This window comes from Musicola keenii, assembly GCF_014855505.1.
Lineage (GTDB): Bacteria > Pseudomonadota > Gammaproteobacteria > Enterobacterales > Enterobacteriaceae > Musicola > Musicola paradisiaca.
Window position 1 is genome coordinate 227988 of sequence record NZ_JAAWVW010000004.1, and the last position, 22656, is coordinate 250643.

At 58.3% G+C, this 22656-nt stretch carries 16 protein-coding genes; 6 read left to right on the top strand and 10 right to left on the bottom strand.

Annotated elements, in window-relative coordinates; all coding sequences use genetic code 11:
* Nucleotides 1-369 precede the first annotated feature (369 nt).
* Both HEP82_RS06205 and HEP82_RS06210 read left to right on the top strand, forming a co-directional pair.
* Complete coding sequence (locus tag HEP82_RS06205) at nucleotides 370-1482, top strand: ABC transporter substrate-binding protein (protein ID WP_192457278.1); 1113 nt, start codon at nucleotides 370-372, stop codon at nucleotides 1480-1482.
* Nucleotides 1472-3631 carry a TonB-dependent siderophore receptor gene (locus HEP82_RS06210; protein WP_192457279.1) on the top strand — a complete coding sequence of 720 codons (2160 nt, stop codon included), beginning with the start codon at nucleotides 1472-1474 and terminating at the stop codon, nucleotides 3629-3631. The genes HEP82_RS06205 and HEP82_RS06210 overlap by 11 nt, the downstream gene beginning before the upstream one ends.
* A gap of 126 nt (nucleotides 3632-3757) precedes the next feature.
* On the opposite strand, the gene ybbP is transcribed toward HEP82_RS06210, so the two are convergent.
* A complete protein-coding gene (gene ybbP / locus HEP82_RS06215) occupies nucleotides 3758-6190 on the bottom strand; it encodes a putative ABC transporter permease subunit YbbP (protein WP_192457280.1) in 2433 nt (810 codons plus the stop codon).
* Nucleotides 6187-6873, bottom strand: a complete 687-nt coding sequence (ybbA, locus tag HEP82_RS06220; protein WP_192457281.1) for a putative ABC transporter ATP-binding protein YbbA — start codon at nucleotides 6871-6873, stop codon at nucleotides 6187-6189. Before ybbA ends, ybbP begins: the two co-directional genes overlap by 4 nt.
* Here ybbA and tesA point away from each other — a divergent pair.
* From tesA to HEP82_RS06235, 3 genes are all read left to right on the top strand, one after another.
* Nucleotides 6844-7479: a multifunctional acyl-CoA thioesterase I/protease I/lysophospholipase L1 gene (gene tesA / locus HEP82_RS06225; protein WP_192457335.1), complete on the top strand. Its 636-nt coding sequence runs from the start codon at nucleotides 6844-6846 to the stop codon at nucleotides 7477-7479. The genes ybbA and tesA overlap by 30 nt on opposite strands.
* A 29-nt stretch (nucleotides 7480-7508) precedes the next feature.
* Nucleotides 7509-8285, top strand: coding sequence for an SDR family oxidoreductase (locus tag HEP82_RS06230; protein ID WP_192457282.1), 777 nt, complete (start codon nucleotides 7509-7511; stop codon nucleotides 8283-8285).
* Nucleotides 8286-8347: 62 nt separating this feature from the next.
* Nucleotides 8348-9208 carry a thioredoxin family protein gene (locus tag HEP82_RS06235; protein WP_192457283.1) on the top strand — a complete coding sequence of 287 codons (861 nt, stop codon included), beginning with the start codon at nucleotides 8348-8350 and terminating at the stop codon, nucleotides 9206-9208.
* A gap of 58 nt (nucleotides 9209-9266) precedes the next feature.
* On the opposite strand, the gene HEP82_RS06240 is transcribed toward HEP82_RS06235, so the two are convergent.
* The 8 genes from HEP82_RS06240 to menF all read right to left on the bottom strand — a co-directional run bounded on the left by HEP82_RS06240 (nucleotide 9267) and on the right by menF (nucleotide 18878).
* Nucleotides 9267-10460: a nicotinamide mononucleotide deamidase-related protein YfaY gene (locus HEP82_RS06240; RefSeq protein ID WP_192457284.1), complete on the bottom strand. Its 1194-nt coding sequence runs from the start codon at nucleotides 10458-10460 to the stop codon at nucleotides 9267-9269.
* A gap of 349 nt (nucleotides 10461-10809) precedes the next feature.
* Nucleotides 10810-11355, bottom strand: a complete 546-nt coding sequence (locus HEP82_RS06245; RefSeq protein ID WP_192457336.1) for a YfaZ family outer membrane protein — start codon at nucleotides 11353-11355, stop codon at nucleotides 10810-10812.
* A 363-nt stretch (nucleotides 11356-11718) separates the two neighbouring features.
* Complete coding sequence (gene menE, locus HEP82_RS06250) at nucleotides 11719-13104, bottom strand: o-succinylbenzoate--CoA ligase (protein WP_192457285.1); 1386 nt, start codon at nucleotides 13102-13104, stop codon at nucleotides 11719-11721.
* Complete coding sequence (gene menC, locus HEP82_RS06255) at nucleotides 13092-14060, bottom strand: o-succinylbenzoate synthase (protein WP_192457286.1); 969 nt, start codon at nucleotides 14058-14060, stop codon at nucleotides 13092-13094. Before menC ends, menE begins: the two co-directional genes overlap by 13 nt.
* Entirely contained in the window at nucleotides 14060-14917 is an 858-nt protein-coding gene (gene menB / locus HEP82_RS06260) for a 1,4-dihydroxy-2-naphthoyl-CoA synthase (protein WP_192457287.1), read from the bottom strand. The genes menC and menB overlap by 1 nt, the downstream gene beginning before the upstream one ends.
* 5 nt (nucleotides 14918-14922) lie before the next feature.
* Nucleotides 14923-15693 (bottom strand): 2-succinyl-6-hydroxy-2,4-cyclohexadiene-1-carboxylate synthase, encoded by a 771-nt coding sequence (gene menH, locus HEP82_RS06265; RefSeq protein WP_192457337.1) that lies wholly within the window; start codon nucleotides 15691-15693, stop codon nucleotides 14923-14925.
* Entirely contained in the window at nucleotides 15693-17372 is a 1680-nt protein-coding gene (menD, locus tag HEP82_RS06270; RefSeq protein ID WP_192457288.1) for a 2-succinyl-5-enolpyruvyl-6-hydroxy-3-cyclohexene-1-carboxylic-acid synthase, read from the bottom strand. The genes menH and menD overlap by 1 nt, the downstream gene beginning before the upstream one ends.
* 183 nt (nucleotides 17373-17555) lie before the next feature.
* A complete protein-coding gene (gene menF, locus HEP82_RS06275) occupies nucleotides 17556-18878 on the bottom strand; it encodes an isochorismate synthase MenF (protein WP_192457289.1) in 1323 nt (440 codons plus the stop codon).
* Nucleotides 18879-19983: 1105 nt separating this feature from the next.
* Between menF and rcsD the strand changes: the two genes are divergently transcribed.
* The gene (gene rcsD, locus HEP82_RS06280) at nucleotides 19984-22653 is read left to right on the top strand and encodes a phosphotransferase RcsD (RefSeq protein WP_192457290.1); all 2670 of its coding nucleotides are present in this window, start codon (nucleotides 19984-19986) and stop codon (nucleotides 22651-22653) included.
* Nucleotides 22654-22656 lie beyond the last annotated feature (3 nt).

Below are 22656 nucleotides of genomic sequence, written 5' to 3' on the forward strand. Positions count from 1 at the left end.
ATCTATCCGCAAGAGCCGAGGCTCACTGGGCTACAGGGATAACATCCCTGTAGCCTGCGTACCAAGTCCCGGCGTTTGCCTCCCGCCTTGTCAGCATCCACTCCTCCACAGAACCCCACCAGGCGCGTAGCAGCGGGAACACGTCCAACAGCCAGAAATGACCATGCCGGTCACAGCATGACCGCCGTTTGACATTCCTCTGCCCCCGCTGCCAGTAGATTGACTGGCTTTAATTATTTACTAAAACCCATTTATCAAATTGAAAAAGAACATTTTTATTTTTCACCCTTCGTAATAACGCCACGCAAACATTGCAAATAGAAATAATTATTATTATTTTTCCCCGCGTAATTTTTACGAGAAATTATTATGCGCGTCATCATTACCTTTTTTACCTTGTTGTTTTTTAGTGCACTGACCCACGCCAAAATCGTCACGGATATGCAGGGCCGTCAGGTCGTTATTCCGGATAACCCGCAGCGCATCATTCTGGGCGAAAGCCGCATGCTGTATACACTGGCGCTGCTGGAGCCCGGTAATCCGGCGCAACGCATCGTGGGATGGCCCGGCGATCTGGCGCGCTACGATGCGCAAAGCTGGGGTCGTTACATCGCCAAATATCCCGACATCGCCCACATCCCGCAATTGGGAAACGGCAATCTGAACACCGTTAATGCAGAAACGTTACTGCCGCTGAAACCGGATCTGGTGATCCTGCCGCGATTGGCGAAAGGCTCCGACAATGAACAAGGTATTCAGCAGGCGCTGACCCAAGCAGGTATTCCGTTTATCTATGTCGACCTGCGCATTGATCTGCTGAAAAACACCGTCCCCAGCCTGAAACTGCTGGGCGAAGCCCTCAATAGACAGGCGCGCGCCGACGCTTTTATCCAGTTCTACCAGCAACATATGGATGCCGTGCACCAGCGGCTTAGCCAACATACGGGGCGCAAGACTACGGTGATGCTGCATCTGCACCTTGGCCGCCGGGACACCTGCTGCACCACCGCGGTCAACGGTAATCTGGGCGAACTACTGGCTTTCGCCGGCGGCGACAACATTGCAGCAGGTTCGGTGCACGGTGTTTATGGTGAACTGAGCCCCGAACAAGCGCTGGCCGCCCATCCGGACGTCTACATCGCCACCGGCATGGCCGGGCCGGAGGGCAAACGCTTGTCGGATCTGATGCTCGGCCCGGATGTTTCACTCCAGCAGGCACAGAACAGCTTTTCCACGCTGCTTCGTCAGGAACCGCTGCTGTCGCACCTTTCCGCCGTCAATACCGGCCGTGCCTGGAGCATGTGGCACAACTTCTATCTCAGCCCTTATCACGTGGTGATGGTGGAGATGTTCGCCAAAGCGCTCTACCCGGAGTTATTCCGCGATCTGGATCCGCAACTCACTCTGCAACAGATTTATCAGCAATTTTTATCCATTGATTTTTCAGGGACCTATTGGAGTCAACTCACACATGAACAATAACCTCTGGCGTAAAGGCTGGCCGCTGCTGGCGCTGCTGCCGTTCGGCCCGCACGCAGCAACCGCCACGGAACAAACCGCAGCCGCCACGGCCAAAGCAGATAAAAAACAGGAGGATACACTGGTCGTTAGCGCCAGTACGCCGGCCGTCGGCAGCCAAGACAACACCGGCTACCAGCCCCACGCCACCACTACCGGAACTCGCACCAACAGCCGTCTGCTGGATGTACCGCAGGCGGTCAATGTGGTGCAGGAACAAGTGCTGGACGATCAGGCGGCCAGAAGCCTCGACGAAGCCTTGTACAACGTCAGCGGCATCACGCAGGCCAATACTCTAGGCGGTACGCAGGACGCCGTGATGAAACGCGGCTTCGGCGATAACCGGGACGGCTCCATTCTGCGCGACGGCATCCGCTCCATTCAGGCACGCAACGTCACACCCACGACCGAACGGGTAGAGGTACTGAAAGGCCCGGCATCAATGCTTTACGGCTGGGGAGAACCCGGCGGCATGATCAATATCATCAGCAAAAAACCGGAACTGGTGCAGAAGACGCACCTCGAAGGCTGGAACAGCAGTTACAACGGCGGCGGCGGGCAATTGGACATCACCGGGCCGCTGGGTACCTCCGGGCTCGCCTACCGCATGATCGTCGACCACGACGAAACCGACTACTGGCGCAACTTCGGTCGAAACCGCCAAACCACCGTCGCGCCATCATTGATGTGGTACGGCGATAACACCACGGTGCGCGTCGCCTGGGAACACATGGAATACCTGACGCCGTTCGACCGCGGCACCGTCATCGACAGCCGCACCGGCAAACCGGTCAATACGCCGCGCGAACGCCGTTTTGACGAAACCTACAACGCCACCCGTGGCGATCAGGACACCCTGACTTTCCAGCTCGATCATTCACTCAACGACCGCTGGAAAACCGGGCTTAATTACACCTATAGCCGCAATACCTACAACGACAATCAGGCCCGCGCCACCGCCTTTAACGCTAATACCGGCATTCTGACCCGTCAGGCCGATGCCACCGCCGACGCGCGCAGCCAGTCGCAAAGCGTACAGATGACGCTGAACGGCGATATTGACTGGGGCCGCATCAACCACCAGCTGCTGCTGGGCGTCGATCACGAGGCGGATCGCACCTACCGCGGTGATATGTTGCGCAGCACCCGGCGCTACAGCTTCGATGTCTATAATCCGGTTTACGGCTTGCAGCCAGCCTCCACCACGATCAGCGCGGCGGACAGCGACCAGCGTGAAAACGTCGACAGCACCGGCGTCTTCGTTCAGGACGCCGTTCGCTTGAACGAACACTGGCTGCTGCTGGGCGGCCTGCGTTATGACCATTTCGACGTCATGGCAGGCAAAGGACGCCCCTTCAACATCAATACCGACAGCGCCGACAGCCGTTTAATTCCGCGTGCCGGCGTGGTCTACAACCTGACGCAGAGTTTGTCGCTTTACAGCAGCTACAGCGAATCCTTCAAACCCAATGTCTCCATTGCCAGCCAGATCGGCGCCATGGCGCCGGAGGTCGGCCGGTCGTATGAAGTCGGCGCCAAGCTGGATCTGCCAAACCGCGTCACCGCCAACCTGGCATTGTTCGACATTCAAAAACGCAACGTGATGGTCAGCGAACTGATCGCCGGCGAAACCGTGACCCGTACGGCGGGGAAAGTGCGCTCCCAGGGCATTGAACTGGATATGTCCGGCAAACTAACCAACAGCCTGAGTGTCATTGGTTCCTACGCCTTCACCGATGCGCGCGTCACATCCGATCCGGACAATCAGGGCAACGAAATGGCTAACGTGGCACGCCACACTGCATCGCTCTTCCTGACCAACGACTTCGGCGCGCCCGGCCTGCATGCCGGCGACAATCTTCGGGCGGGCGTGGGCGCACGCTATGTTGGCCGTCGTCCCGGCGATGCCGCCAACAGTTTTTACCTTGACGACTATACCGTAGCCGATGCTTTCGTCGCCTATAGCCTGCCGCTCAACGGTTACAAGGTAAAATGGCAGCTCAACGTCAAAAACCTGTTCGATAAGACCTACTACCCGTCGAGCGGCAACAACCTGCGTGTCGCCATCGGCGATCCGCGGGAAGTGGTGCTGCGCGCCAGCGTCGACTTCTGATCACCAAAACCGCGCAGCCTGCCTCTGGGCTGCGCGTCCTTCATTTCCTTATGACGATCGTATCCGCTAATCACACCGCAGCGGAAAATCCGGAATCGACATCAAGGCCATTCATGTGTCGACAAGTCAGGCGTTGTACTGGCGGAACAGCGCCCTACCGCGCAGCAGGCGCAACCCCAGCCAGCCACCGCATAGCGACAACAGCAGCGCCGACAACGGCGGCAAACCTACCCACAGCCATCCGTTAGGCTGCCAGGGGAAATCAAATACCCGGCGCTGCAACAGCCACAACGCTACCTCCGCGCCGATCGCCGCCGCCACGCCGGCCGCCAGCCCCAGCACCGCGAACTCCCACCACAGGGTGCCGCGCAACAAACGCTGACTGGCGCCCAACGTGCGGTACACCATCAGTTCTTGGCGACGTTGCCGCATGCCCACCTGAATCTGCGCCAGCAGCAGCAGCGCGCCGCAGACGATCACCAGAATAACCATCACTTCCAGCGCCAGACCGACCTGCTGCAACACCTGACCAATCTGTTTCAGGATGGCGCCGACGTCCAACACCGTCAGTGTCGGAAACTGGCGATTCAATTGGGCTATCAAATTATCGCCGCCGTCGTGGCGAAAGCTGGTCAGGAAGGATTGCGGCTGAGCGGCCAGATCGCCCGGGGGAAAGATGAAAAAGAAGTTAGGTCGCAGGCTCTCCCAGTCCACCTGTCTAAGGCTGGAAACCCGCGCGCTGAACGGCTGGGTATCGCCGGTAAACGTCAAGGTATCGCCGATATTCACCCCCAGCCGCTTGGCCACGCCCTGTTCGATAGACACTTCGCCAGGTTTAGGCGGCCAGGTGCCGGCCAGCAGCGGATTATGCGCCGGCAGCGCCGCCAGCCAGGTCAGGTTCAGCTCACGATTGACCGTTTCACCGCCGGGATCGTTTTCCCGAACCACCTCCGTGGATTTCCGACCGTTAATTTCAGTCAGCCGCGTGCGAATAATCGGGTAGAAAGTTTGCGGCGCGACCTGGTGTTCGGCCAAAAATGCCTGTACCGGCGCCACCTGTTCCGCCGCGATATTCAAGACGAAATAGTTGGGGCTGCCCGGCGGCAATTGCTGCTGCCAGCGCTCCATCAGATCACCCCGCAACAGCAGCAACAGCGCCAGCAGCATGAACGACAACGAAAAAGCGGCCAGTTGCCCCAGCGTCTCCCAGGGCTGGCGCAGCAGGCGATTGACAGCCAGCCGTAACGCCAGCCGCTTGAGCGTCAACCGCCGCAACAGCAGCAGGCCGCCCCAGCCAATCGCCGCCAGCAGCGCAGATACCGCCAGCACGCCCCCCAATAATGACCACAACAGCGCGCCGCCGCCGGAGATCGCCGCCAGCAACGCAATCACCACCCCGACCGCCGTCGGTAGGTAATAACGCAACGGCCAGACCTGCGCCGTCACATCCTGGCGTAACACCCGCAGCGGCTGCGTCGCCAGTAGCAAACGATACGGCCGCCAGCCGACCAGCAGGGAAATCAGCACCAGCGACCCCAGCGCCCATCCCCACGGCCACAGCCCTGCGGCAGGCAGGGCCGCAGGCAACACAGGCGCCAGCAACGTCATCAATATCGCTTCACCCACCATCCCCAACACACTGCCGCACACCCCGGAAAACAGCAGCAGCGACAGCCACTGGCCGACGATCAGTTTGCGCAGCGCCTGCCGGCCGGCGCCCAGCGTTTTGAGAATAGCCACCAGATCGTAGCGACTACGGCAATAATGCCCCATCGCCACGGCGACCGCCGCCACCGACAACAACAGCGTCAGCAAGGCCGACAGCAGCAGAAACTGTTGGGCCCGTTGCAGGGTTTTCCCCAGCGCATTTTGCGAATCCTCCACGCCATACCAGCGCTGATCCGGTTTCAACTGCGGCGTGACGATATCGCCGAAACGGGCAATCTGCCGGGCGTCGCCGGCGAACATATAGCGCCAGGTGATACGTCCGCCGGGTTGCACCGCGCCGGTTTTTTCCACATCCGCCATGCTGATCAGCACACGCGGCGCAGTATCGAACGGATTAAACCCGGCGTCAGGCTCCTGCACCAGCTCGCCGGCAATACGCAGCGTGGTATCACCCACGTCCAGCTTGTCGCCGACGTTCAGATTCAGCAGCGCTAGCAGGCGCGGCGCCACCAGCGCGTTACCGGCGGATGCCCGCAGCCCGGCGGGCCGGGTCTGTAATTCGCCGTACAGGGGATAACGATCGTCGGCGGCTTTCACCTGCGCCAGTTGCGCATTGTCGCCGGCATACGTCATGGTCATGAACGACACTTGCCGGCTGACCGCCAGTCCCTGCTGCCCAGCTTGTTGCAACCACGATTCATCCACCGGCCGGGCGGCGCGTAACACCCGGTCGCCCGCCAGAAAATCCCGGCTCTGCTGGCTGAGGCCCTTGTCCATCCGATCGCTGAGCGTCCCCAATGCCAGAACGCACGCTACCGATAGCGTCAGCGCCACCCAGACGATCAACAACGACGGCGATCGCCATTCCCGCCAGAACCAACGCCAAATCATGCATCCTCCCATAACTGGCCGTCCCGCAGCCGCAACCGACGCTCGCAACGCAGCGCCAGACGTTCGTCATGAGTCACCAGAATCAAGGTGGTGGCGAAATCGCGATTCAGGGAAAACAGCAGATCGGCGATGCGATCGCCGGTATGACGATCCAGATTGCCGGTCGGCTCGTCGGCGAACAGCAAACGAGGGCGACCGCTGAAGGCGCGCGCCAGCGCAACCCGCTGCTGCTCGCCGCCGGAAAGCTGCGCAGGCAGATGCGTCAGCCGTTCCCCCAGACCCAGTTGTTGCAACAGTTGTTCCGCCTGTTGCCGGCTCTGTGTGTCGCTTTCACCACGCAGCAACGCGGGCAATTGCACATTCTCCAGCGCCGTCAGCGTCGGCACCAACATGAATGATTGAAAAACAAACCCCACGTCCCGCGCCCGCAACGCCGCGCGGCCTTCCTCATCCAGCCGATCCAGCCGTTGCCCCAACAGCGAAACCTCGCCGCCGCTGCCATCATCCAGGCCGGCCAAAATGCCCAGTAGCGTGGACTTACCGGAACCGGACTCGCCCACCAGCGCAATGGTCTGAGCAGGTTTGACAACCAGCTCAACTCCGGTAAGGATGGAGAGCTGATGTTCCCCTTGACCAACGTGCTTATTAAGATGATGAACTTCAAGAATGTTTTCCGCTGGCATCTCGTTGTCTCTCTGTTTCTGTGCCTGTTCAGTTTACGTGCGCTGGCGACGGACACCCTGCTGGTGCTGGGCGACAGCCTGAGCGCGGGATACCGGATGGCGGGCAATCAGGCGTGGCCGGTATTGCTCAACGATCGCTGGCGCGCCCATACGCCGGATATTCAGGTGGTCAACGCCAGCATCAGCGGCGATACCGCCGCCCAAGGACTGGCTCGACTGCCCGCACTGTTGAACCAGCATCAACCGCGCTGGGTGCTGATCGAACTTGGCGGCAACGACGGGCTGCGAGGCTTTCCCCCGCAAAACCTGGAGCGGGATCTCAGCAACATCATCGCGCGGATCAAAATAGCCAACGCCGAACCGCTACTGATGCAAATCCGCTTGCCAAGCAACTATGGTCGACGTTATACCGAAACGTTCAGCGCCGTTTATCCGCGCCTGGCCCAACAATTTTCGATTCCTCTGCTGCCGTTTTTCATGGAGCAGGTCTATCTGAAGCCGGAATGGATGCAGGATGACGGGATCCACCCAACACGCGATGCCCAGCCGTTCATCGCCGATTGGATGGCCAGACAGCTTGAACCGTTAGTTAACCACGACTCTTGATATTTAGAGCTTTTTAGTTAGGTAAAGTTATGCAAAAAGCGGTTTTGATTACCGGCTGCTCCAGCGGCATAGGACTGATTGCCGCCCAGTATCTGCAACAACGCGGCTATCGCGTGTTGGCGGCCTGCCGCCGCCCCGAGGATGTGGCGCGCATGAATACACTGGGTTTTGAAGGGATCGATCTGGATTTAGATAACAGCGCCAGCGTCAAGCAGGCGGCTGCTGCCGTGATCGCCCTGACAGGCAACCGGCTGTACGGATTGTTTAATAACGCCGGCTATGGCCTGTACGGCCCGCTGAGCACCATCACCCGGCGGCAACTGGAACAACAGTTTTCCAGTAATCTGTTCGGCACGCACCAACTGACCCAACTACTGCTGCCAGCCATGCTGCCGCATGGCGAAGGCCGCATTATCCAGACCAGTTCCGTGATGGGATTGATCTCCACGCCCGGCCGTGGCGCCTACGCGGCCAGTAAATATGCGCTGGAAGCCTGGTCCGACGCACTACGGATGGAACTGCACGGCAGCGGCATCCGCGTTTCCTTGATTGAACCCGGCCCGCTGACCACCCGGTTTACCGACAACGTCAGCCAGACCCGCCAGGAAAAACCGGTGACTAACCCCGGTATCGCCCGGCGCTTTACCCTGCCGCCGGAAGCCGTGCTGCCCAAGTTGCTGCACGCACTGGAAAGCCCACGGCCGCACCTGCGCTACCCTGTCACCGTGGTCGCCCACGCCATGAGCGTACTGCGCCGGGTACTGCCCGGCTGCGCGCTGGATTACCTGTTGCGGACAAAATCCTAAAAAGGCTTGAACCGGAGCGTTTCTGCCCCCATTACACCTGAAAATGGTGAAGAGAGAACAACATGCTAGAACAACACGCCAACGTGATTGATATCAATGAAACTAACCTGCATCAGGTGCTGGAACAGTCCATGAGCGCCCCGATCATGTTCTACTTCTGGTCTGATCGCAGTGCCCACTGCCAGCAGTTGGGGCCGATGCTGGACAAACTGGCTGCGGAATATGCAGGTCAGTTCGTTCTGGCCAAAGTGAACTGCGACATCGAGCAGCGCGTGGCGGCACAATTTGGTTTACGCGCCATCCCCACCGTTTACCTGTTCAAGGATGGGCAACCGGTCGACGGTTTCCAGGGGCCGCAGCCGGAAGAGGTCATCCGCGATCTGTTGCAACAGGTTTTACCGAAACCTGAAGACGTGAAACTGGCGGAGGCACAACAGCATATTCAGGAAAATCAACTACCGGAAGCCTTGACGTTGCTGAAAGACGCCTGGGCCCTGGCGCCTAAGCGCAGCGACATCGCGCTGCTGCTGGCGGAAGTGCAAATCCAGCTCAACCGGGCGGATGACGCCGAGGCCGTGCTGGCCGCCATCCCATTACAGGATCAGGACACCCGCTACCACGGGCTGGTCGCGCAGATCGAATTGATGCGTCAGGCTGCCGATACTCCGGAAATTCAACAGTTGCAGCAACGATTGGACGCCGATCCGCAAAATGCCGACCTGGTAGTGCAGCTCGGTCTGCAATTGCATCAGGTAGGCAGAAACGAAGAAGCGCTGGAATTACTGATGGGGCTGTTGAAAAAAGACCTGAGCGCCGCCGACGGCGCAGTACGCAAAACACTGATGGATATCATGGCCGCACTCGGCACCGGTGATGCGCTGGCAGCCCGCTATCGCCGCCAATTGTACTCTCTGCTGTATTGAGCCTTAATCCTCTGCACGAGCCCGGCATCCACCGGGCTCGAGTCTAATGGTGCCCCGACTACAGTGTTTCCACCACAGTGATCCACCCGTGACCGCCATACGGCGACCAACCATTCAGCCAGCGCCGCAGCATGTTCATCGCCAGCATCGATACCATATCCTGATAGGTTTTCCGGTGATAACGCCGGGTATTGAAATGCACTGTCTGGGCGAAAGCTCCGTCCGGGGTATGCAGTACGATCGACACTGTATCGTCCTGCCAGCCGCCGACATAGAGCGCCAGCGCCGCACCCTGCTTTTCCGCCAGATGACGACTTTCCGCCGCCAGCAACGACAGCGCCACCGCTGACTGCTGCGCCAGCAGTTCGCCGCCCACCAGCGGCGTATCCGCATCACGCAACTGCCAGTTCAGCAGCCCGGCGGTAAAATCCTCCGCCACCGCCAATTGCAACCCACGCTCTCTTAGACGGCGGGCCAGATGCCCCGGTAGCCCTTCCGTTCCCTCAAAGATCGCATTTTCGCCGGCAACCTCCCGCACCCGTTGCCACAGCGCTTCCATTTCCGGTAGGCGCGCCGCCGGGCCGGTAAGTTTCAACTCGATGATCGGCATGGAGGAGCGATACCCCAGCACCACATCTGGCGGCAATGGCAAGCCGTCCAGCTCGTTAGCCAGATCGCTTTCAGAACGGCCGAAGGTGGTCAAACGCAGGCAACGCGGCGCGTCGGCGACGGCAAAGCGCTGACGCAGACGCGGCACTATCTGCTGCTCCACCATTACCTTGAATTCGGAAGGCACGCCGGGGGTAAAAAACATCAGGCAGCGGTTCAATTGTATGGCGAAACCGCAGGCGGTGCCGACCGGGTTATCCACCAGCTCGGCGCTGGCGGGCAGCTGCGCCTGCTTACGGTTGCTGGGCGCCATCACCCGCCCACGCTCGGTGAAAAACGCCTCCATACGCGCTATCCAGGCGGCGTGCTCCACCAGTTCCTCACCGGCTGCCGTCGCGGCGGCCAACGAGCTCAGATCGTCGCTGGTCGGCCCCAGCCCGCCGTTAACGATCAGCACATCGGCAATCTGGCTGCGCTGCGTCAGCGCGGAGACCAGCGCGTCAAGGTTATCCCCGACCGTCATACGGCTCGCCATCGGCAATCCCTGCTCAAACAAATAATCCGCCAGCCAGGCGGCATTGGTATCCACAATTTGCCCATGCAGCACTTCATCGCCGGTACACAACATTTCAACCCTAAGCATCCGCGTCACTCCCCTGATGGTTTTCCCCCACTTTAAAAACTCGTTGTGACAAACACAACGATTGCTTATGGCTGGACGAAGACGTAACGGCAAGAACGACAAGGGGAAACCACCAGGCAGGCGAAAGACACAAAAAAACATAGCGAAGCCGCAATCTCCGGCCACGAATGGCGCTCACGCCGCCGCTCACAATGTGCCGATACGGCGTAAGACGCCTCATAGTCCTGATGGTGTCTACGACGAGGGGTTTTCTATAACCACATGATTTTACAGGAAGGATACTAGCAGCACACGGCAAAGCGGAAGGCGCGACGGACGATTACCCGCCCATCCGCGCCGCACGATAACATCAGAAGTTCAGGCCCAGACCAACATAGGCGGTATCCGCCACTTTGTTGTCATTCTCGCTCTTGCCGGACGCCATATTAATGTAACGATAGCCGACATCCAGGGATAACGGACGGAACGGCTGCCACCGCACGCCGCCGCGCGCTTCGACATAGTGATCGACATGGCTGGAGAATGCGTCCGGCGCGTAATAGCCTTCGCCAAACAGCGAGATGTCGTTGCCGACCGGTACCTGTAAGCCGCCGCCCAGCGCTACGCCGTAACCATCGTCAAACTTGTTCTGGTTCAGGTATAACCCCTTGGCGCCGACCTTCAGCGAGGCATTACTCAGGGCGAAGGTGTAATCCAGACCCGCGCTATACACGTCGTTGCTGTGTTTTTCGTCATGACCCCAACCCGCATTGGCGGACAACCCCGGGATCCCAAGCCCCATATTGGCGTTGGCGCCGACATAGTCACGTCCGGTCTCACCAGAAATACTCACCGCATGCGCAGAAACCGTCGCCAACATCAGACTACCCGCACCGGCCATAACCCACTTTTTCATCATCACTATCCTTCAAGGCAAGAATACAATAGTCATCTAACCATCTATGCTAACACGAATTTTAGCCTAATCATTTCTGTAAAACAGGATAAATAACCACGCTATCCCCTCAATAATTCGCGAAATAGGAAGGCGCAAGCGAGTGAATTCCGGTGGGTTGACTGCGGAAAGAGAACCGGGTGAACGCCAAATTGGCGTAAACCGATTTGAACGCCGCAGGCTGCGGCCCCGAAGGGACGAAGCCCATGGAATGGGCCGAGTAACACGGCCAATGCTCCTGCAACGAGAAGCCTGACGGATAGATGAGTCTGATGCGACAACGGTTAACGCGACGGTGAACCATGGCCAGCCACACCGGGCGCATCATTGTGCACGCGATTGTTGCGCCACCCAATTTGCGAGCTGCTGACGGGAAATTTTGATACCGCCGTTTTTCAACGCATCAGGCAATAGGAAATAAGCCACCGGGCGCTGGAACCCTGCCAGTTGCGGCGCAGCCCAGTCTCGCAGCGCATCGAACGACAAGGAAGAGGCGAACTCCACCACCGCGACCGGACGATGCCCAAACTCCGCATCCGCCACCGGCACCACACAGGCATAGCTGACATCCGGATGTCGCAACAGCACCGCCTCCACGTCCTCCGGCTGAACGCCTTCCCCGCCACTGAAAAACTGGTTATCCAATCGCCCTAGCACTCGCCATTCGCGGCCGTCCCACTGCCCGCGATCGCGAGTATGAAACCACCCCAGCTCATCGGTCAGCGGCTGCAACCGGCCGTTGCGCCAGTAACCGGACGCCATACTCGCGCCACGCAACAGAATTTCGTCATGTTCCAGACGAATCTCCCGCTCGGCCAGCGGCAGGCCGACGCCCGGCTTGCCGTCGGCGCGCTTGGCACAAACGGTGGACGCCAGCTCCGTCAAACCATAGCCGCACCAACACCGGATACCGCGCGTTTCCGCCTGTTCGGCCAGGCTGGGCGCGATCATAGCGCCGCCCAGCAACACGGCCCGCAAGCTCGCCGGCACGGCGTCCTGCGACAGTAAACGCCAGAGTTGCGTCGGCACCAACGACGCATGGGTACAGTCATTCAGCGCGTCTTCCAGCGGCATGTCCGGCTTCACCACCAGCGTGGCGCCCGCCGCCAGCCAACGCCAGACGATCCCCTGCCCGGAGACATGAAACAGCGGCAGTGACAACAGCCAGCGATCGCCTGAGGAAAACGCCATCAACTGCAGTACGCCCTCCGCGCTGGCCAGATGCGCCGCAGCGGTGTGCACCGCTGCTTTCGGCATACCGCTGGAGCCGGAGGTCAGCGTCATGGTCGCTAAACGCGACGCCTGCCACGCCAGGCGCGGCATGTGCGCGTCGACAATCGCGTCTACCGGCAATAGCGAGCGGATGCCGGCCGGCCATGAATGCGGACTGAAACAGATCCCGGCATCAATATTCAGCGTAGGTAACAGGGTTTCGACCAATGCGTCCGGGAGTTGGGGATTGAGCGGCAACAGGCGCGCGCCGCACTGCAACAACGCCAGATAACACAACAGCATGTCCGTACTGTTACGGCCCCGCAACGCGATACCCATCCCCGGCTCGACGCCCTGACGCACAAATCCGGCGGCCAACGAATCCACACGCTGGGCCAGATCGGCCCAGCGCCAGACGCCGTCGTCATGTATCAGCGCGGGCGCCAGCGGTTGCTGCTGCGCCCAGACGTGCCAGGGCCAGTCCGTCAGGCTTGCCATACCCGTTCCAGCTCTTGCACCGCGATCAGCGGCAATCCGCTGTCCGGCCAGGGGCGCACCACCTGCGCCTGCATCAGTTCCAGCGTATCCAGCCCGGGGATTACCTCAGGCGTCAGCCAGCATGCCAGCCGGGCAAGCTGCGTCAATCCAAGGCTGGATTCGATACTGGAGCTGATTACCGCCGTCAGCCCGGCCTGTTGCGCCTGCTGCGCCAGTTCGCGACAACGGGCGATGCTGCCGGTCAGCGACGGTTTGATCACAATGGCGGCAACACCCGGTTCGGCTTCGACACGAAAATCCGCTTCGCGCACGCTTTCGTCCCAGGCAATAGCGATGCCGCTGGCACGGGCAAAATCCCGCGACTCATCACGGGTTTTGCAAGGCTCTTCCAGAAACGCGATGCGGGAGCGGTAATCAGGGTTGACGTAACGGACGAAGCCCTCGGCTTTAGCTCGCGTCCAGCTGCGATTGGCGTCCAGACGCAGGCGCAGCGTCGGCAGCGCCTCCAACAGCAGATTGACGATCATGCCGTCGCGCACCGCCTCATACAGCCCGACCTTCACTTTAGCCACCGGATCCGGCAGATTCTGCAACATGGCGAACAGCTCATCCGGATCGCCGCTGCACAGCGGCGCTTTGCGGTAATCGGCCGTTTCGGGCAACTCGCCGGACAGCTCCGCCAACGCGCAGCTCAACCCGAAATCTACGGACGGAATACCGCATTCGGCGATATCGCCGCCGGCCTGCCAACTCCGCAGTTGCGTCAACGCCGCGGCTTCCGCCTCCGCCAGCGTTTCACGGCTAAACTGCGGCAGCGGCGCAATTTCCCCCCAACCTTGCCGATCGCCGTCCTGTAGCTGGACGATTAACCCATCGCGTGTTTTCAGGCGCTGGTTACGCAACACCACGCCCGCGTCCATCGGCACGTGGTAACGAGAGAGAGTGGCCTGTCGCATCAAGGATTCCGCTTGAATTTACTGAAGTCGGGCTGACGTTTTTCGTTAAAGGCATTACGGCCTTCCTGCCCTTCTTCCGTCATGTAGAACAGCATGGTGGCATTGCCCGCCAGTTCCTGCAGCCCGGACTGACCGTCGCAATCCGCGTTCAGCGCCGCTTTTAGGCAGCGCAGCGCCATCGGGCTGTTTTGCAGCATTTCCCGACACCAACGCACGGTTTCGCGCTCCAGTTCGGCCAACGGCACCACGGTGTTTACCAGCCCCATATCCAGCGCCTGCTGCGCATCGTACTGGCGGCACAGGAACCAGATCTCGCGTGCTTTTTTCTGGCCAACGATACGCGCCATATAGGACGCGCCCCACCCCCCATCAAAAGAACCGACGCGCGGGCCAGTCTGACCAAAAATGGCGTTTTCCGCCGCAATGGTCAGGTCACACATCATGTGCAGCACATGGCCGCCGCCGATGGAATAGCCCGCCACCATCGCCACTACCGGTTTCGGGCAGGTACGGATCTGACGCTGGAAATCCAGCACATTGAGGTGATGCACGCCGCTGTCGTCTTTATAGCCGCCGTAATCGCCGCGTACTTTTTGGTCGCCGCCGGAGCAGAAGGCTTTCTCGCCCGCGCCGGTCAGAATAATCACACCGATACCGTCGTCATGGCGGGCATTTTCCAGCGCCTGAATCATCTCTTTGACGGTTTGCGGGCGGAACGCATTACGCACTTGAGGGCGATTGATGGTGATTTTGGCAATGCCGTCGGCAGATTTGTGATAGAGGATGTCGACAAAATCACCGCTGCAATCGTGCCATGCGATCGGTGCGTAAAGCAGTTCTTCACTCGGATAAAGCATATGGATTATTCCTCTGCGGGATGCGAAACAAATTCGCGAATCCGGGCGCCGAACGCCGCGGGATTCGCCTGATGTGCGTTATGACCCGCGCCGTCCACCGTCAGTACCCGAAATCGGTACCGGGCGGCCAGCGCCTGAAACTTGTTATCGAGGCTACCACACAGGTAGCCGAACGGAATGTCGAGCCGGCACAGCGGCTCCGCCAGCAACGGCTGACGGGATAGCGAAGTGGCTTCCAGCATATCCGCCACTGCATTGCCCTGATTATGCGCACGGCGTTCGGTCAGCGCGGCGCGCTGCGCGTCGGAAAGATCGGCGAACACCGGCTGGCGGTACCAGTCGGCCAATACCTGCCTGATGGGTTCCCGGCGAAAACGTTGCGCCCAGCCCGCATCATGCAACGCCCGCGCTTCGCGCTCAGCGGCCGTCGTCAACCCAGGGTGTCCGCCTTCCACCAGCAGACCGCTCAGGCCGCTGCTGTCGCCATGACAGGCATGATACATAGCGATGCGTCCGCCGAGCGAATACCCCATCAGCCAATAGGTTTCAATACCTTGTTGCGCCAGCAACGCATTAAGTTGGCGACTCACATCGGGAAAACCGTCGGTGCGGCAATCGCGGGAAAGGCCGTGCCCTGGCAAATCCACCAGCAATACCGGCCAGTCGGCAAGATGCGGCAGGAACAGCCGCCAGTCTTCGCCGCTGCCCAGCAGACCGTGCAGGATCACCAGCCAGGGAGCGCCCGGACGCGCCTGCCCCACCTGACGCCCCTGCATCACCATGAAGGGACTCCATCCAGCAGCCGGCGCATCATCTCGGCACCCGCTTTAGGTTCCACCACCACTTCCACCAGCGTCGCGCCGCACTGGCGCCAGCCGGCCGTCACGGCGGTCTGCACTTGCTCCCAGTCGGCGGCACGGGCATACCGTAGGCCGAACAGCGCCGCGGCATGGCTGAAATCCACCCCTTGCGGCATGCAGTAGAACGCATCGCGATGCTGCTCCGGGGTCGGCAACAGCGAAAAAATCTGACCGCCGTCGTTATTCACCACCACCAATACCAGCGGTGCCGGCGCCTGCCGCAGCAAGGCCAGCGCATTCACGTCGTACAGCGCGGACAAATCGCCGATCACCGCCAACGTCGGGCGGCCATTGGCGCGTTGTACGCCGGCCAATGTCGAAATCAGCCCGTCGATGCCGCTGGCGCCGCGGTTACTGTAAACCGGATAGCCGGCCGGCAACGTCGCCAGCGCATCCACTAATCGTACGGTCAAACTGTTGCCGACAAAAAACTGCCCATCCGGCGGCAATAGACGTGGCAGGCGATGTGCCAGTTGCGCTTCGCCGAATGCGTCATCGGCAAAATATTGCTGCACGCGCTGGCCGATGCGTCTGGCGCAGGCGTCCGCCTGCCGGGCCCAGAGTGGCCTTTCGATCGACGGATGCGCCGTCAGCCAATCGCCGATATCCGCCATCAGTCGACGCCCTTTATGCCATGTCGGGTCGAGTCGCCCCGGCATCTCATCCACCAGCCAGTATTGCGCCGGGCGAACCGCCGCCAACCACTGCAACAGACGCTTACTGGTCAGGCTTGCCCCCAACTGCACCACGATATCGGCCTGATTCAGCTCTTCCGCCTGCGGGTGCGTCAGCCATAAATCAGCACAGGCCAGCGGCTGGCCGGTTTGCGACAGGACATCACCAATCAACGGCCAGCCCAACTGCTGAGCCCAGCGGGCGATGCGCAAGCCTTGATCGGCCGGAACCCGACCCACGACCACCACGCCGCGTCGCTCGCGCCAATGCGTCCAATCTGGTTGTGTTGCCGCCTGCGGCGTCGCGTCGCGCCCCTGTAACCAGGGATGTGGTTCACGCCACCAGTCTCCCAACGCCTGCAACCATGCCTGATCCGCGTGCGGATCGTCTTTACCATACAGGGGTTCGGCAAACGGACAGTTGATGTGCAGCGCGCCATGCCGTAACCGGTTCATCGCCTCATCGATGGCCGATGCCAGCCAGCAGGCCGGAATGTCCGGTGTAGGGCGCGGCAGCGTTAATGCCTGCGAGGGATGAGAGGCAAACATGCCGGGCTGGCGGATCGCCTGATTGGCGCCGCTGTCGATCAACTCCGGCGGGCGATCAGCCGTCAATACCACCAGCCGCTCCCCGGTTAACCCAGCCTCAATCACTGCCGGGTACAGGTTTGCCGCCGCAGTACCGGACGTCACCACCAGTGCAACCGGCTCGCCGGAGGCCTTCGCCAGCCCGAGCGCCAGATGCCCTAAGCCGCGCTCGTCGAAATGAGTATGACAAATCAGCGCCGGGTGCTCAGCCGCCGCCAGGGTCAACGGCGTAGAACGCGAGCCCGGCGCAATACAAACATGACGCACGCCTTGCCGACTCAGCGTTTCAAACAGCACGTTCGCCCAATGGCGGTTAAAAACATGTGTGGACATATTCGACTCAATAGCAGTGACTAAACTATTCTGTTCGCAGGGCAATAATTATATTTTTTTTCATTCTGCCAACTTTGATGTAAACCAGTAACTGACGCAACAAGCATAAAACGTTACCGGTTATACCCCTTAGCACCTATTGAGATAGGTTTTTAATCAGTAGTAGTGCATCGCACCGCGCGTCTAGGCGATATCGTCATCCAGCAACGATCGCAGCCCAGCCGCCTTGTTCTCCAGTTCTTGCCATTCCTGCTCAGGATCCGACCCTGCGACGATGCCCGCTCCGGCATACAGCGTCAGGTCATTATCCATCACATTGGCGGAACGCAGTGCCACGCTAAATTCGGCCTGTTGGCGGGAAAGATAACCGGCCGACCCGGCGTACCATCCGCGTTGAAACGGCTCATGCCGGGCCAGAAACTCTCTGGCTACCCCTCGCGGCAACCCGGCTACCGCGGCCGTCGGCTGTAACAGCGACTGACATTCGCTATCGCTCGCCTGACGCAGCGTGGCCTGAATGGTGCGCCGCAGATGTTGCACCCGTCGCAGGCGCACCACCTCCGGCGGCATGACATCCAGCGACTGCGCCGCCTGATGCAGGCGCTGACAAATATCGTCCACCACCAGCATGTTTTCGCACTGATTTTTGCGGTCGTTCATCAACCAGTCCGCCAGTTCGGCGGCGCGGACATCATCGAGATGCCCGGCGACCGTTCCGGCCAGCGCTTCGGTTTCCAGCGCATGCAGACGCCGGCGATAAAGACGTTCGGGACTGGATCCCATGAATGCCTGAAATGGAGCGAATGCGAGCATAAAGTGATAACAGTGGTGATTTACCGCCCGACTGGCCGCCATGAATGTCGTGGCGCGTAACGGCGTATCAAGGCTAAGCGTGGTGGCCCGTGCGGGCACCACCTTTTCCATGTTGCCGCGCTGAATCTCCGCTAATGCCAGATGGAGCAGTGCGATCCACTGTTGACGATTCGGGCAATGCCGAATACCGAGAATACGGTTTTGCAGCTGCGGCAACGGCGCCAAAGGGCGCAATCCGGCGATAAATGCCTGAGCCTGAAGCGCATCGTCAGACAGCGAACGCGCACTAAACAAATTGACCCGCACCCGCAGGCGATCGCCCTGCCTAAGCAGCGCGACTCGCGGCAAGAACAGGAAACTGGTTCGGGCTTTCCCCGCCACCACCTGCTGATCAAAAGCGTTCAATCCCCAGATCCGCACACTGTTATCGGTGTTGTAGCGTTGCAGGAAACGCTCGGCTTCCGCCATCGTGTCGAAATCGCAAACCTGCCCACAGACTGCAGCCTCTTCGTCATCCTGACGGTGCTGCCAGTAAAATTGCGGGTAGACGGGTTGAGCCGCCAGCCACGCCAGCAATAATCCGGCATCAGCCAACGTCACCGACAGCGTTACGGCATGAAAACCCGGCCGGTTCGGCAAAGGTTTGTCGAGCGCCTTTTGTATCTGCCCCAATAAGTCAGTGAGTTGCTGCACGTGAACCCCGATCCCCTAACCGAAAGTAGGGAATTATACGGGGCTATACGCAGAAAAAAAGCTATCCATCACCGGGATGACGGTGACGCCGCACCCAATGTTATTGTTTTGACTGGCCACCCGCGCGTCAGCAGCGATGCCAGAACACGCGACACCGGATCCAGACGGTGAATACGCTGGGATATCAAAAAATACGCCCGGTCGATAATACGACGCTGGACACCCGAATAAAAAACACGGCCAGAATTAATCAGGTCAATTAACAAAAATCACCCGACTTTTTTCTCGTTGTAAATAGGTATGTTTATATTCATTCAGAAATGATTTCGGATTAAAAATGATTCATTGCTGCTAATTTCCGCACCCAAGAATCAGTGGCATGTATAAATAAACGCCCTCCCAAATAATGATAGAGAAATAATCTCCCATCACACCATGAGCCCGAATTGGGTATTATGCTAAAAGCAATACAGGATGCCGTACCCATCGGTTTCATCACCATAAATCCGACTTTTCGCCCCCCTACACCCTAAATAATTCGGGTTGCAAGAAGGCGAATGCTGATGCGTTAAATGATAAAAGCCGGCGCAATAATAAACGTCCAGAATTATATTGCCGTCACCATTTTCTTTATTTCGCCACGCCGTATTTATTCACCCAACACCGCATCAATATTGCAGCATTAAGTGATCAATCTTTTGCAGTCGTCAGACTTAGAATGACGTCGCTGTCATCAATTAACTATTCCGCTTTATCATTAGTGATCTTCCGATTGCCGGTTTATCCGGCATTTTTTTTATCACGAAACACCTTTTCTTTATCAGCAACCTGAATGCAAATAGGCTATATCTCCCCGACGGATGCCCACTGTCATCGCATCTGCATCGATCACCCTCGACGATTGTGGTAAAAAGACTTTTCTGTCCGGTTTACAGCGATACTTTTCAACGATGAATGCTTATTTACGTCTCTGCATGCTTGCGTTTTCACCTGTTCAGCCCGCCAGGCGAATGCGGCCTCTGCTCCGACCAACACCGGCGTCCAACAGAGATTACCGCGGAATGTCGTCCGCATTGCCGTTTGCGGTATGTGGAGCCTGAATCTCATGCCAACCGTCATCATCCGTTTTTTCGCACTGTTTACCCTACTGCTGGTGCTGATCAGCGGGGCTTACAGTTACAACTACATCAATAGTACGCTGACCGAAAAACGCAACGACCTTGTCGACATCGCGGAAGACATGCAGAAGCGCATTGATACTTATCGCTTTTTTACTGATCAGATTTACAAAAACCTGCTCAACGAAGCCAGTTCCCCAGCAGATGATAACGTCAACCTGATTACGCTGGTGCCAAATGTATTTTATGCAGAGAAAAGCGGCCATAAAGTTGATGCGCTGATTTTCGGCCAGCATGACAAAAGCACACTCGGCTCGCTGCACCGTATATCGCAGTATCTGGACATCTTGTGGGGCGCAAAAACCGATATCTATTCGATGTACTACCTCAATGGTCAAGACAACAGTCTGACCATGGTTTCCACGCAGCCACTAAAAGATATTTCGTCCCAATTTCGCGGGAGTTATCTGTCCAATATGGTGGAAGCGCGCAAAGCGGAAATGCTACAACAGGCCAACACGCTGGATGAACGGGAAAGCTTTTCTCCATTGCGCAAACTGCGTTTTTACAACGACTACTACTTCACGCTGCGTACTACCTTCAATCAGCCTGGGCATTTGGCTACCGTCATCGCGTTCGATCTCTCCATCAACGATTTGATCCCGCGCACTTTGTCGCGGGAAAATTTTATGCTGCGCACGCAGACGCCACCGGTCAACGTTGACGCCAATGCGGAGAGTGAAATCCCGACGGACATTCATCGTTCCGGGTCGCTACTGGAAGTGTCGGCACAGTTGATGAATGCGCCGATCAAAATCATTTATGTCATTCCACTGGAACGGCTGATCGCCGACATGGTGCGCAATAATGTCTGGATGATCGTACTGAATCTGGCACTCCTGATCGTCGCGCTGGCGGGATTCTATGCTTTTCGTCGTTTCTACACCCGCCCGCGGGAAGATCTGTCTCACCGGATGCAACGACAGCAACACATGTACGATGAAATCGTCAATCGCGTGCCGGTTGGAGTCTTGATCTACGATTTCGACGACAATCGGATAGTCGTCGCCAATGCCCTGGCGGAACGCCTTTATCCTCATCTGAGTCTGAAAAAAATCGCCACGCTGGCCGAAGAGCATCAAGGCGCGATTCAAGCCTCGGTGGAAAACGAAATGTTCGAAGTGCGCGTCTTCAATAGCCAGCACATTCCCGGCTATTGCCTGTTTCTGCTACGCGAACAGGACGAAGAGATTCTGGTAGCCAAAAAACTGCAGTTGGCACAGCGGGAATATGACAAGAATGTCGCCGCCCGCCACCAGCTATTCCAGCATTTGAGTCAGGAACTCAAACAACCTTTGTCCACCGTACACCAACTGGCGCAGTCGCTACGCTGTATCAATGCTTCGGCAGAACAGCAAACGGCGATTCAACACCTGATCACCGAAGCCGCCGACGCAATGAGGCTCACGGAAAATATCGCCCTGCAGACCAGATTGGAAAATCAGGATTGGAAGTTGGTGCAAGATTCCTTTTCGCCGCTGACGCTGATTGACGATTTGCTGCTGGAGTTACTGCCGCGTATCCAGCAGAAAGGCTTGTCGTTATTCAACCACTATCGCCCGGATATCCGCCAACACTGGCATGGAGACAGTGAATTGCTGAGGAAAACGCTGTCGCTGTTGTTGGATTATGCCATCACCAATACCGATTACGGCAAAATCACGTTGTCGTGCGAGCAGTCCCCTCAATCGGCTGGACAGCTCATCATCAGCCTCAACGACACCGGCGCCAACGTCTCCGGCAAGGTATCGGAAAACCTGCGGCACCCTTATTCAACCGACCCACGGTCAGACCGTTACCGTCGGAATTCAGGACTAACCTTATTCTTGTGTAATCAGCTATGTAGCAAACTGGGCGGCCAATTGCAGATCAACAGCCGTCCGGGACTGGGTAGTCAATATGTCCTGACGGTGCTAATGGAGCCGGATGCTCTGCCAGAGGAAGAAGAAGAAAAATTACTGGAAGGCATCACGCTGTTGCTGGATATCACCTCCGATGAAGTACGCGCTATCGTCGGCCGAATGGTGAATCAGTGGGGCGCGGAAGTGGTGGTATACGATGAGCGGCTGGTGAGCCAGGATGCGGAAATCACCATTACCGACAGTACGGAAAAAGTGGCCGACGATACGCTACTGGTCACTGGTGACGATACCCGGTTGGTGCCGCTTGGACGCCGTCGCCTGCGCACTAATTACAATATCAGCCAGTTATTGCTGGACGGATTGCTGAAGCTTATCGAACAGCAATTGGACACTTCCTCTGAGGATGGGCAATCGGAAGAAGGGCATGATATCGGGTTTTATGCCCGCCAACTCCGCCACAGTGACTACTATTCTCTGTTTGTTGAGACAGTACCGGAGGATTTAAAGAGACTGTATACTGAAACCCGGAATGGCGATTTTTTATCACTTGCACAAACGGCACATCGCCTCAAAGGCGTTTTTGCCATGTTGAATCTTCATCCCGGCAAGCAGTTGTGTGAAACGCTGGAAAAGCTTATCGCCAGCCAGGATTGTGCGCAAATTGAAGATATCCTTCATCAGATAGAAGGGTTTGTCGCTGCGCTGCTGCAGCCTGGCAGCCAACAATATGAGTAAAAA

Bases quoted from the DNA above. Each gene is read 5' to 3' on its own strand.
- HEP82_RS06205 (WP_192457278.1), top strand. From the start codon at position 370: ATGCGCGTCATCATTACCTTTTTTACCTTGTTGTTTTTTAGTGCACTG.
- HEP82_RS06210 (WP_192457279.1), top strand. From the start codon at position 1,472: ATGAACAATAACCTCTGGCGTAAAGGCTGGCCGCTGCTGGCGCTGCTG.
- ybbP (WP_192457280.1), bottom strand. From the start codon at position 6,190: ATGATTTGGCGTTGGTTCTGGCGGGAATGGCGATCGCCGTCGTTGTTG.
- tesA (WP_192457335.1), top strand. From the start codon at position 6,844: ATGAACTTCAAGAATGTTTTCCGCTGGCATCTCGTTGTCTCTCTGTTT.
- ybbA (WP_192457281.1), bottom strand. From the start codon at position 6,873: ATGCCAGCGGAAAACATTCTTGAAGTTCATCATCTTAATAAGCACGTT.
- HEP82_RS06230 (WP_192457282.1), top strand. From the start codon at position 7,509: ATGCAAAAAGCGGTTTTGATTACCGGCTGCTCCAGCGGCATAGGACTG.
- HEP82_RS06235 (WP_192457283.1), top strand. From the start codon at position 8,348: ATGCTAGAACAACACGCCAACGTGATTGATATCAATGAAACTAACCTG.
- HEP82_RS06240 (WP_192457284.1), bottom strand. From the start codon at position 10,460: ATGCTTAGGGTTGAAATGTTGTGTACCGGCGATGAAGTGCTGCATGGG.
- HEP82_RS06245 (WP_192457336.1), bottom strand. From the start codon at position 11,355: ATGAAAAAGTGGGTTATGGCCGGTGCGGGTAGTCTGATGTTGGCGACG.
- menE (WP_192457285.1), bottom strand. From the start codon at position 13,104: ATGGCAAGCCTGACGGACTGGCCCTGGCACGTCTGGGCGCAGCAGCAA.
- menC (WP_192457286.1), bottom strand. From the start codon at position 14,060: ATGCGACAGGCCACTCTCTCTCGTTACCACGTGCCGATGGACGCGGGC.
- menB (WP_192457287.1), bottom strand. From the start codon at position 14,917: ATGCTTTATCCGAGTGAAGAACTGCTTTACGCACCGATCGCATGGCAC.
- menH (WP_192457337.1), bottom strand. From the start codon at position 15,693: ATGCAGGGGCGTCAGGTGGGGCAGGCGCGTCCGGGCGCTCCCTGGCTG.
- menD (WP_192457288.1), bottom strand. From the start codon at position 17,372: ATGTCCACACATGTTTTTAACCGCCATTGGGCGAACGTGCTGTTTGAA.
- rcsD (WP_192457290.1), top strand. From the start codon at position 19,984: ATGCCAACCGTCATCATCCGTTTTTTCGCACTGTTTACCCTACTGCTG.